The sequence below is a fragment of the Kitasatospora sp. NPDC059812 genome (genome assembly GCF_042732075.1).
Classification (GTDB): Bacteria; Actinomycetota; Actinomycetes; order Streptomycetales; family Streptomycetaceae; genus Kitasatospora.
Genome location: NZ_JBHWIO010000040.1, coordinates 60393 through 71421 on the forward strand (window position 1 = coordinate 60393; position 11029 = coordinate 71421).

The window sequence follows — 11029 nt, forward strand, 5'->3', positions numbered from 1 at the left end:
GCGCCTGGGCGCCGCGGGGCGGGGGGGGGGGGGGGGCGGGCGCGCGCGGCGGCCGGCGGGGGGGGGGGGGGCGCCCCCCCCCCCCGCCGCGGCGCCCCCCCCCCCCCGCCTCGGCGTCAGGGTGCGCGGGTGTGCAGCGCGGGGGCGGGGCAGGGCAGCGGGCGGGCCCCGGTGGGGGTGAGGCCGTCGAGGACCAGGGCCAGGTACCGGCGCCAGCCGTCCTCGTGGGGTTCCATCGTCCACAGCACCGAGACCAGCATGACGACGATGCGGTGCAGGTCGTCGGGCACGAGGTCGGCGCGGATCACACCTGCGTGCTGACCGCGCGCCAGGAGGGCGTCGAGGGCGGCGAAGAACTCCTGCCCGGTCGCCGGGGTCAGGACGCCGGCGGAGCGGGCGGCGGCCAGCACGTTGTAGTCGCCGGCCACCGATTCCAGTGCCGCTTCCAGTACGCGGGCCAGTCCGGAGGCGGGGTCGGGGTCGTGGGCGGCAGCCTGGATGACGGGGCGGACGTTCTCGCCGAAGCGCTCGTCCAGTACGGCCCGCAGCAGCGCGGCCTTGTCGGGGAAGCGGCGGAAGAGCGTGGCGGCTCCGACGCCGGCCCGGCGTGCCACGTCGTCGAGGAGGGCGTCGGGGCCTTGTTCGGTGAAGACCTCCCGGGCAGCCCGGATGATCTTTTCCGCGTTGCGGGCGGCGTCGGCGCGCAGCAGCCGGGGGGAGTCGAGGGCCATTGCGGCAGCCTATCCAAGGGCCGGCGGAACGGCGTCGGACGGTCCGGGGGCGTGGTGGTGTGGGGCAGATGGGGGGAGCGCGCCGGGCGGCGGGGACCGCAGGGCGGGGCGGGGGTCCGGCCGTCGCGCTCCCTCCGTGGTTCAGCCGTCCAGGTGGGTGGGCGCGAACATCCGCAGCAGGGTGGGCAGGACCAGCACGTTGGGGCCCGGGGCCGCGAGTGCGGCGGCCAGGTCCCGTGCGAGGTCGTCGGGTGTGGTCAAGGCGGCCGGGACGCCGAAGGACTCGGCCAGACGGACGAAGTCCGGGCGGGCCAGTTCGGTGGCGGTGGCCTCGCCGAAGGCGCCCGTCATGTACTCGCGCAGGATGCCGTAACCGCCGTCGTCGATGATCAACCAGGTGACGTTGAGGCCGAGTTGGCGGGCGGTGGCGAGTTCGGCGAGCGAGTACATCGCGCCGCCGTCGCCGGAGACGGCGAGGACCGGGCGGCCGTCCGTGGCCACGGCGGCGCCCAGTGCGGCGGGGTAGCCGTAGCCGAGGCCGCCGGCGCCCTGGGCGGAGTGCATCGCCCCGGGGCGGCGGGCGTCGAAGGCGGACCAGGCCCAGTAGCCGAGGATCGTCATGTCGAAGAAGACCGGCGAGTCGTCCGGTAGCGCGTGGCGAACGGATGCCAGCAAGTCCTGTTCGAGTTCCAGCCCCTGGCCGTCGATCCGCTCCTGGACGCGCTTGAGCAGTTCGGCGGCCACCGCCTCGGCCCGTCCGTCCGGTACGGCGGCCGGTACCGAGTCGGAGAGGGCGGCCAGGGCGAGGCGGGCGTCGGCGTGGATGCCGAAGGCCGGGTGGTTGGCCTCCAGCTTGCCCGCGTCGGCCTCGATCTGGACGATCCGGCCGCGCGGCGCCATGGTGTGGTAGTTGCTGGACAGTTCGCCCAGGCCGGAGCCGACGACGAGCAGGACGTCGGCGTCCTCCAGCAGGTCGGTGGTGTGGCGGTCCTCCAGCCAGGACCGCAGCGACAGCGGGTGCTCCCAGGGGAAGGCCCCCTTGGCGCCGAAGGTGCAGGCCACCGGGGCCCGCAACAGCTCGGCCAGCCGCAGCAGTTCGTCACTGGCTGCGGCCCGGACCACACCGCCTCCGGCCAGGATCACCGGGCGTTCGGCCTCGGCCAGCAGCACCGCGGCCTCGGCGATCAGCTCCGGGCGGGGGATCGGCGGCCGGGGTTCGGCGCGCAGCCCGGTGACCGGCGGTACGGTCACCGGCGCGAGCAGGACGTCCTGCGGGATCTCCACCCACACCGGCCCGTACGGCGCGCTCAGCGCCGACTCCCAGGCGGCGGCCAGCGCGGAGGGGATCTGCGCGGGGGTGCGGGCGGTGTGCACGGACTTCACCACGTCGCGGAAGCTGGCCTGCTGGTCGACGAGTTCGTGCAGATAGCCGCGCCGCCGCCCACCCAGTCCGGCCGAGGGGATCTGGCTGGAGACGGCGAGCACCGGCACCGAGGCGGCGGCGGCCTCCTGGAGCGCGGCCAGCGAGGTGAGCGCGCCGGGCCCGGTGGACAGGAACAGCGGGGCCACCGTCCCGGCGGTGCGGGCGTAGCCGTCGGCGGCGAAGCCGGCGTTGTTCTCCACCCGCAACCCCACGTACCGCAGGTCGGAGCGGCGCAGCGCGTCGAACAGGCCGAGGGCGTGCTGGCCGGGCAGGCCGAAGACGCAGCGGGCGCCGAGCGTGGCGAGCGACTCGACCACCAGGTCGCCGCCGTTGCGGAGGTGTGTCATGCGCGCACCTCGCCGGTGGCGTCGTGGGACTCCGTGCGGGCGTCGGTACGGGCGCCGGCGTGGCCGTCCGGTTGTCCGTCCGGTTGTCCGTCGGTGCGGTCGCCCGCGCCGGCTCGCGGGCCTGGTTCCGTCCGTTCGCTCGCGATCTGGCGGGCCATCAGCGTCGTCAGCTCGTAGGCGGTGTGCGAGGCGGCCACGGCGGTGATCTCGGCGTGGTCGTAGGCGGGTGCGACCTCGACCACGTCGGCGGAGACCAGGTGGCAGCCGCTCAGGCCGCGCAGGATCTCCAGCAGTTCGCGCGAGGTGAGTCCGCCGGCCTCGGGGGTGCCGGTGCCGGGGGCGTGCGCCGGGTCGAGCACGTCGATGTCGATGGAGATGTACAGGGGGCGGTCGCCGACCCGCTCGCGCAGCTGCTGGGCGACCTCGTCCACGCCGCGCCGCATGACGTCGGCGGAGGTGACGATGCCGAAGCCGAGCTTCTCGTCGTCGGTGAGGTCCTGCTTGCCGTAGAGCGGCCCGCGGGTGCCGACGTGGGAGAGGGCGGAGGTGTCCAGGATTCCCTCCTCGACGGCCCGGCGGAACGGTGTGCCGTGGGTGTACTCGGCGCCGAAGTAGGTGTCCCAGGTGTCCAGGTGGGCGTCGAAGTGCAGCAGCGCGACCGGCCCGTGCCGGCGGGCCACGGCGCGTAGCAGCGGGAGTGCGATGGTGTGGTCGCCGCCGAGGGTCATCAGCCGGGCGCCGGTGTCCAGCAGTTCGCCGGCGGCTGCCTCGACGGTTTCGACCGCCTCGTGGATGTCGAACGGGTTGGCGGCGATGTCCCCGGCGTCGGCGACCTGGGCGAGTGCGAACGGCGAGGCGCCCTGGGCCGGGTTGTAGGGGCGCAGCAGCCGGCTGGCCTCGCGGATCGCGTTGCCGCCGAAGCGGGCGCCGGGCCGGTAGGAGACGCCGGTGTCGAAGGGCACGCCGACGACCGCGACGTCCGCGCGCGGGACCTGGTCGATCCGGGGCAGGCGGGCGAAGGTGGCGGGCCCGGCGTAGCGCGGTACCCGGGAGGAGTCGGTGGGGCCGAGGGGGCTGTGGGGGGCGTGGGGGTCGGGGGCGGTGCTCATGGCAGCTCCTGGAGTCGTCGGGCGGGGCGTCGTCGGGGCGTTGTCGGGGAGCCGGCGTCAGGCGTCGAGGTGTCGGCGCGCGGGCGTTGCGCCGGGTCGACGGGGTCAGTTCGCGTGGTCGGGGGCGATCCGGTCGGCGAGGCGCAGGAGGGCCGCCCAGGCCAGCTCGCCGGCCCGGTCGTCCTGGAGGTCGGAGCCGTGCTCCTGGCCGGTCAGCTGGCGGGCGGTGAGCTCGGCGGTCTCGCGGGACGGCAGGACGAGCGGGCCGCCGCCGGCCTGGGCGGCGATCTGGATCTCGCAGGCCTTGTCCAGGTAGTACATCCGCAGGAAGGCCTCGCCCGGTGTGCGGCCGACGGTCAGCAGGCCGTGGTTGCGCAGGATCAGCGCCGGGTGCCCGCCGAGGTCGGCGACCAGTCGCTCCTGCTCGGCCAGGTTGAGCGCGACGCCCTCGTAGTCGTGGTAGCCGACCCGGTCGTGGAATTCCATCGAGATCTGGTTGAGGGGCAGCAGCCCGTCCCGCTGGGCGGCGACCGCGCAGCCCGCCCGGGTGTGCGTGTGCAGCACGCAGTGAGCGTCCTGGCGGGCCGCGTGGACGGCGCTGTGGATCACGAAGCCCGCCGGGTTGACCGGATGGGGGGTCGGCTCCACCGGGTTCCCGGCCAGGTCGATCTTGACCAGGTCGGAGGCGGTGATCTCCTCGAACAGCAGGCCGTACGGGTTGATCAGGAAGTGCTGCTCGGGGCCGGGGACGCGGACCGAGATGTGGGTGAAGATCAGGTCGGTCATCCGGAAGTGGGCGACCAGCCGGTACACGGCGGCGAGTTCGCGGCGCAGCCGGGCCTCGTCCGGTGCGGGCGGGGTGGTCGGTACGGACGCAGTGGGCGGTCCGGACGTGACAGTCGGGACGGTCGGTGCGGCGGGCAGGCCCATGAGGCTTCCTCTCAGAGTGCGGCGGCCGGGGCGGTGGCGGCGGGAGCGGCCGGGGTCTCGGCCTGCCCGGCGAGCCGGCCGCGCCAGTGCTCCAGCACGGTGGCATCGGTCGGGCGGGTGGCCAGGCTGACGGCCAGGTAGGCGACCAGGCTCACGGCGAGGCCGAAGTAGATCGGCTCGTTGGCGAGGACACCCTTGGCGGCCATCAGCGCGATCACGGTGCCGCCGCCCGCGACCATCGCGGCGAGCGCGCCCGGCAGGTTGCCGCGCCGCCAGACCAGCCCGCCCAGGATCGGCACCAGCAGACCGCCGACCAACAGGTTGTACGCGACGGTGAGCGCCGAGATCACGTCGTCCAGGACGCAGGCGACGCTGATCGACAAGATGCCGAGGGCCACGATCGCCAGCCGGTTGGACCGCACCTCGTCATGGTCCGTGGCCGCGGTGCCGGGCCTTCCCCGGCCGACGAGCGTGCGTACCCGGGCCCAGATGTCGTTGTTGGCCACGGTGGCGGAGGCGATCAGCGCGCCGCTCGCGGTCGACATCATCGCGGACAGCGCCGCCGCCAGGACCAGGCCGCGCACCCCGGCCGGCAGCGTGTCCTTCACGATGGTCGCGAACGCGCTGTCGGGGCTGGCCAGTTGGGGGTAGAGCGCCTTGGTGGCCATCCCGATCACCGCGCCGGCGACGGCGTACGCCAGGCAGTAGGCGCCGGCCACCGTGCCGCCGTACGTGGCCACCCGGTCGGTGCGGGCGGTGAACACCCGCTGCCAGATGTCCTGGCCGATCAGCATGCCGAAGGTGTAGATCAGCACGTAGGTGAAGATGGTGTCGCCGCCGATCGATCCGAACGAGAAGTAGCCGGACGGCAGTTCGGCCTTCAGCTGGGCGAGGCCGCCGGCCTTCACGACGGCGACCGGCAGCAGCAGGAACAGCACCCCGATGCTCTTCACCACGAACTGCACCATGTCGGTGAGGGTGATCGACCACATGCCTCCGAGCGCCGAGTAGCCGACCACGATGGTGCCGCCGATCACCACGGCCGCCCAGCGGGGCACGTCGAACAGCACGTCGAAGACGCTGGCGTAGGCGATCGTCGAAGTCACCGCCAGCATCAGGGTGTAGACCCACATGACCACGCCGGAGATCACGCTCGCCGCCCCGCCGTAGCGCAGCGACAGCATCTCGGCCACGGTGTACACCCGCAGTCGGGCGATCCGGGCGGAGAAGAGGATGCTCAGCGCCAGCAGGCCGAGCCCGATGGCGAACACCATCCAGGCGCCCGACAGGCCGTAGGAGTAGCCGAGCCGCACGCCGCCGATGGTGGACGCGCCGCCGAGCACGACGGCGGCCATCGTCCCCGTGTACAGCACCGGGCCCAGCCGGCGGCCCGCGACGAGGAAGTCCGCCTTCGAGGAGGCGCGCCGCTTGCCCCACCAGCCGACGCCGACGATGCCCAACAGATAGCCGATCATCACGACGTAGTCGAGGGTCATGGGGGGTCCTCCGATCCGGCCGGACGCGCTGGGGGAGCGGGCCGGGCCAGGGCTGTGGGTGGGGGAGCAGGCGGGGCAGCGGGCGGGGCAGCGGGCGGGACTGGCGGGGCGCACAGGAAAGGCGGGGAACGGGGGGGCGAGTCGGGGGTGCCCGAAGGAAAACGCCGTGCGCTGAACCTAAACCGCCCCACCTGGCCTGCAGAAGTATCGGATTCATCCAATATCGTGGGGTCAGATGTGCAAAACCTCCGACGAAAGGCCGCCGGCGTGCCCGACCCAGCCCCCGCTCCCGCCTCCGGCAGCCCCGCCATCCCGCTGACCGTCCTGCTCGCCGACCCCGTGCTCGGACTGCGCCGGATCGCCGGACCGGCCGACGACCGGCTGATCGGCACCGTCGGCACCACCGAGGTCGAGAACCCCGGCCCCTACCTGCTCGGCGGTGAACTGCTGCTCACCGCCGGAGTCCGCCTTCCGCAGGACGCCGAGGGCATCGACGCCTACGTGCGCTGCGTCGTCGAAGCGGGCGCCGCCGCACTCGGCTTCGGCGTCGCACCGGTCTACGACGAGGTGCCGGCCGACCTGGTCGCCGCCTGCGACCGGCACGGCCTGCCCCTGCTGCGGGTGCCCGACGGCACCCCGTTCGTCGCCGTCGGCCGGGCCGCCTACTCGGCGATGGCCGAAGCCGCCCACCGCGGCCTGCGGCAGATCTCCGAAGCCCAGTCCGCACTCGCCTCCGCGGCCGCCCGCCCCGACGCGCTGCGCGCGGTCGTCCAGCAACTCGCCGTGCACCTGGGCGGTTGGACGGCACTGCTGGACGGGCGCGGCGTCGAACTGTTCAGCGCCGGAGCGCGCCCGCCCGTGCCGGTCCTGGCCGAACTGAGCGCCCTCGCGGAACGGACCACCGCGCGCGCCGCAGGCCGCGCCCAGCCTCCGACCGCCGCCGCCCAGCACCACGCCGGGCGGCACCTGACCGTGCGGACCCTGCCCGGCTCGGACGGTTCCGGCGGCCCGCTCACGCTCGTCACCGCCGCCGAGGAACCGCCGACCGCCGTCCACCGGTCCGTGGCCGGGGTGGCCGTGGTGCTGCTCTCGCTGCTCACCAGCCCGCGGCACGCGCTCGGCACGGACGCCCGCAGCGCGGGAGCCCTGGTGCGGCTCCTGCTCGGCGCCGCACCGGAGGAGGCGGCCGCCGACCTGTTGCCGCCCGACGGCGCCTGGGTGGTCGTGCACGGCCGGCTGACCGGTCGGGCGGGCGGCGGCGGGGAGGCCGTCCAACTCGCCGCCCTCGGCACCGCCCTCGGCACACCGCACCTGCACCTGGACGGGACCTGGCTGCGGGCGCTGCTGCCCGGCTCGGCGGCTCCGGACCGGGTCGTGGACACCGAATCCGCCGCCCGGCTCGGCTGGACGCTCGGCGTCAGCGCGCCCGCCCCCACGGCGGAGCTGAGGATCGCCGACGCCCAGGCCGACCGGGCCCTGCGTCACGCGCTGGCCACCGGTGCCGCCGCCGTCCACCACCGCGAGGCCGTCGGGCCGAGCGTCCACACCCTGGTCGCCCCCGAGGACGCCGCCGCCCTCGCCCGCAGCACCTTCGCCCCGCTGACCGCCGCGGGCACCCCCGGGCCGGCCGTGCTCCGGGAGACCCTGCGCACCTGGCTCGCCCTGCACGGCAGCTGGGACCGCACCGCGGCGGCGCTCCAGCTCCACCGCAACACCGTGCGCCAACGCATCGCCCGGGTCGGCGAGTTGCTCGCCGTCGACCTCGGCGACGCGGAGGTCCGGATGGAACTCTGGTTCGCCCTGCGCTGGCTCCCGCCCGGCGCGAACTGACCACGGGCCGCCGGCGCCGTCCGGCGGCGAGACGTGCGTGCGGGGCCCGGTCAACGGCGGGCCAACACCGCGACCTCCCAGCCAAAGCCCACCACCAGCCGGCCATCCGGCGCCACGGCCACCGTGCAGACCGGCATCGGGAACACCAGCTCCGGCCCGACCTGCTGGCCCGTGGTCAGATCCCCGCCTGCACATGGGCAGCGCACCGCCAGGACGCGAGCGCCGGCACACGAACACGAAGCGTCACGTTGGCGTAGGCCTCCTGCCGGGCGTCAGCCGAGGGCGGTGTCGAGGAAGGCGTGCCAGGCGGCGTGGACGCGGGCGGCGTGGTTCCCGCCACCGTCGTTGCCGTCCTCGTTCCCGCTCCCGCTCCCGCCGCCGCCCCCGCCGCCGTCGGCGAGGAGGTCCAGCAGCAGGCTGCGGAGGACGGCCAGCACCACGGTGGGATTCGTGCCGGTGCCGTCCAGGACGCGCTCCAGCGGCGGCAGCCACTCGTCCAGCGAGGCGGTGCCGAAGTCCAGCCAGGGCCCGGAGCCGCCGAAGGCGCGGACGTACCCCTCGAAGAACAGGTGTAGCGCGCCCCGGTGTTCGGGCTTCGTCAGCCACTCCCAGAGCAGTTCGAGGGTCTCGCGGGCGTCGCCGCCCTCGGCGTCTATCGTTCCACTGAAACGACTGTTTCAGTGGAAGTGTCCTCCTGGAAGGGATGCCAGCATGGCCGCCACCGCACCCGGATCCGCGACCGTCCGCGAGGCCGTCCGCCCCGGGGACCTCGGCACCGTCGCCGCCCTGCACGGTGTCCTCTACGCCCGCGAGTACGGCACGGACGAGACCATGGAGGCCTATGTCGCCGCCGGGATGGCCGAGTTGGTCCTCGCCCGGGCCCGCGAGGGCGGTGCGGCGCCCGGTCGTCTGTGGGTCGCCGAGCTCGACGGCCGCGTGGTCGGCGCCGCCGGCCTCGTCCGGGCGGACGAGCGCCCGGGCTGGGGCCAGCTGCGGTGGGTGCTCCTCGACCCGGTCGCCCGGGGCCGGGGCCTGGGCGGCCGGCTGCTGGACACCGCCCTGGACGAGGCCCGCGCCCGCGCGTACGAGGGCGTGCTGCTCTGGACCATCGCGGGCCTCGATGCAGCCCACCACCTGTACGCGAAGGCCGGTTTCGAGCTCACCGTCTCCCGTTCCGCCCGCAAGTTCGGCCTGGACACGGTCGAGCAGCGGATGGACCTGCGGCTCTGAGCGGGCGTCTGGCGTAGGCGACTTCCGCCCTTCCACCCTTCTGCCCTTCAGGGCTTCGGGCCGAGGGAACCGCTCGCCCGGCAGAGCTCCGCGTACCGTCCGGCGCGGGCGAGAAGGTCCGCGTGCGTGCCCGACTCGACGACCCGGCCGCCGTCCAGAACGATGATCCGGTCGGCATGCCGGACGGTGGACAACCGGTGGGCGATCGTGATCGTGGTACGGCCCACGGAGAGCGCGTCAAGCGCTCGTTGGACCGCCTTCTCGGTGATCGTGTCCAGCGCGCTGGTGGCCTCGTCCAGGACGAGGACCGGCGGATTCCTCAGCATGGTTCGGGCGATCGCCAGGCGCTGTTTCTCGCCGCCGGAGAACCGGTACCCGCGCTCGCCCACGATGGTGTCGTACCCCTTCGGCAGGCTTTCGATCAGTTCATGGATCTGAGCGGCTTCGGCGGCGGCCGCCAGCTCACGCGCCGTCGCTCCGGGCTTGGCGAACCGCAGGTTGTCGGCCACGGTCGTGTGGAAGAGATGGGTGTCCTGCAAGACGATGCCGACCGTCTCGGCAAGGGTGGCGAAGCTGAGGTCACGGATGTCGACGCCGTCGATGGTGATCCGACCGCCCGTGACGTCGTAGAGGCGCGGAACCAGATGGCCGAGGGTGGTCTTGCCCGCGCCGGTGGCGCCGATGACCGCCAGCTTCTCACCGGCCGGCAGGTCGAAGTCCACGCCCTGGAGGACGGGCCCCGAAGCCGGGTAGGAGAAGCTCACCTGCTCGAAGCGGACGTGTCCGTGGCGCCCGGCGAGCGGAACGGGATCCCTGGGCTCCGCGACGTCGACCTCGAGGTCCAGGTACTCGAAGACCCGGTCGAACAGGACCATGGAGCTCTGGATGCCGATGCCGGTCTGCAACAGGGTCATGACCGGCCCGAAGAGGCCCTGTTGGAGAGCGGTGAACGCGACGACGGTACCCACGGATATGGTCGGGCCACCGTGCCCACCGACGATTCCGGCCGTCCAGTAGAACGCTATCGGCATCGCGGCCACGATGATCGAGATGATGGACTGGCGCCATCGCCCGGCCATCGAGGACCGGACGGTCAGATCCGCGAGGTCCCGCGACCGCCCCGCGAACTCCTTGACGAGCGTGTCGGTGCGCCCCATCGTGCGGCCCAGCAGGAAGCCGCTGACCGACAGCGACTCCTCGATCAGGCTGAACATCACGGCGATCAGGCTCTGTTGCTGCTCGACGATCCCGCGCCGCTCCGCGCCGACCCTGCGGCTGATCCCGACGAAGAACGGGAGCACCCCGAGGGACACGGCCGTCAACTGCCAGTTCAGGGAGAGCATCGCCAGCAACGTGGCCACCACCGTGGTGGCACTGGCGACGATCGTGGCGGCCGCGCCGGTCACCGTCGACTGCATGGCTCCGATGTCATTGGCGATCCGGGACTGCACCTCGCCCGTGCGGGTCGCCGTGAAGAAGGACAGGGACATCCGCTGCAGATGCGTGTAGACCGCGGTGCGCAGGTCGTCCATCACCCGCTGCCCCAGCGTGACCAACAGGTAGGCCTGGAGCACTCCGGCGGACGTGCTGGCCACCACCAGGGCGAACATCCCGGCGGCCAGCCCGGTCAGCAGTCCGAGCCGGCCCTGGGGCAACGCGACGTCGAAGATCTGCCGCAGCATGAACGGCGGTGCGATTGCGGCCAGCGATCCGGCGGCCACCAGCAGCAGCACGGCGCCGAGCCGGAGCCGGTGCGGCACGAACAGGCCCATGGCCCTGACCAGTGGTGCGTGCCGCCTGTTCTTCCGTTCTCCGGCCAAGGGGCTCCTCCCTTCTCTCAGTCGGGCGCGTCCGCCCGGTGCCCCGGCCCGCGGGGCGGGGCGCCGGGGGGGTACCGGTGTGTGGGGCGGCGCGGGCGCGGGGGGCCGGGCCC

Annotated in this window: 8 protein-coding genes and 1 pseudogene; 2 read left to right on the forward strand and 7 right to left on the reverse strand. The window is 73.9% G+C overall.

Annotated elements, in window-relative coordinates; genetic code table 11:
• Positions 1-116: 116 nt before the first annotated feature.
• From ACFV6D_RS21025 to ACFV6D_RS21045, 5 genes and pseudogenes are all read right to left on the reverse strand, one after another.
• The gene (locus tag ACFV6D_RS21025) at positions 117-731 is read right to left on the reverse strand and encodes a TetR/AcrR family transcriptional regulator (protein ID WP_380560711.1); all 615 of its coding nucleotides are present in this window, start codon (positions 729-731) and stop codon (positions 117-119) included.
• A gap of 141 nt (positions 732-872) precedes the next feature.
• Complete coding sequence (locus ACFV6D_RS21030; RefSeq protein ID WP_380560712.1) at positions 873-2501, reverse strand: thiamine pyrophosphate-binding protein; 1629 nt, start codon at positions 2499-2501, stop codon at positions 873-875.
• Between the two features lie 131 nt (positions 2502-2632).
• Positions 2633-3610, reverse strand: a pseudogene (speB, locus tag ACFV6D_RS21035) (agmatinase); the annotation flags it as partial.
• 105 nt (positions 3611-3715) lie between these two features.
• Positions 3716-4540, reverse strand: coding sequence for a class II aldolase/adducin family protein (locus tag ACFV6D_RS21040; protein ID WP_380560713.1), 825 nt, complete (start codon positions 4538-4540; stop codon positions 3716-3718).
• Between the two features lie 11 nt (positions 4541-4551).
• Positions 4552-6036 (reverse strand): sodium:solute symporter, encoded by a 1485-nt coding sequence (locus ACFV6D_RS21045; RefSeq protein ID WP_380495643.1) that lies wholly within the window; start codon positions 6034-6036, stop codon positions 4552-4554.
• Positions 6037-6303: 267 nt separating this feature from the next.
• On the opposite strand from ACFV6D_RS21045, the gene ACFV6D_RS21050 reads away from it, so the two are divergent.
• The gene (locus ACFV6D_RS21050; RefSeq protein WP_380560714.1) at positions 6304-7866 is read left to right on the forward strand and encodes a PucR family transcriptional regulator; all 1563 of its coding nucleotides are present in this window, start codon (positions 6304-6306) and stop codon (positions 7864-7866) included.
• Positions 7867-8138: 272 nt separating this feature from the next.
• Here the strand turns inward: ACFV6D_RS21050 and ACFV6D_RS21055 are convergent, their stop codons facing one another.
• Positions 8139-8306, reverse strand: coding sequence for a hypothetical protein (locus ACFV6D_RS21055; RefSeq protein WP_380560715.1), 168 nt, complete (start codon positions 8304-8306; stop codon positions 8139-8141).
• 271 nt (positions 8307-8577) lie between these two features.
• Here ACFV6D_RS21055 and ACFV6D_RS21060 point away from each other — a divergent pair, with 271 nt between their 5' ends.
• Entirely contained in the window at positions 8578-9096 is a 519-nt protein-coding gene (locus tag ACFV6D_RS21060) for a GNAT family N-acetyltransferase (protein ID WP_380373490.1), read from the forward strand.
• Between the two features lie 47 nt (positions 9097-9143).
• Here ACFV6D_RS21060 and ACFV6D_RS21065 read toward each other — a convergent pair whose 3' ends face one another.
• Positions 9144-10868: an ABC transporter ATP-binding protein gene (locus ACFV6D_RS21065; protein WP_079136422.1), complete on the reverse strand. Its 1725-nt coding sequence runs from the start codon at positions 10866-10868 to the stop codon at positions 9144-9146.
• Between the last annotated feature and the right edge of the window lie 161 nt (positions 10869-11029).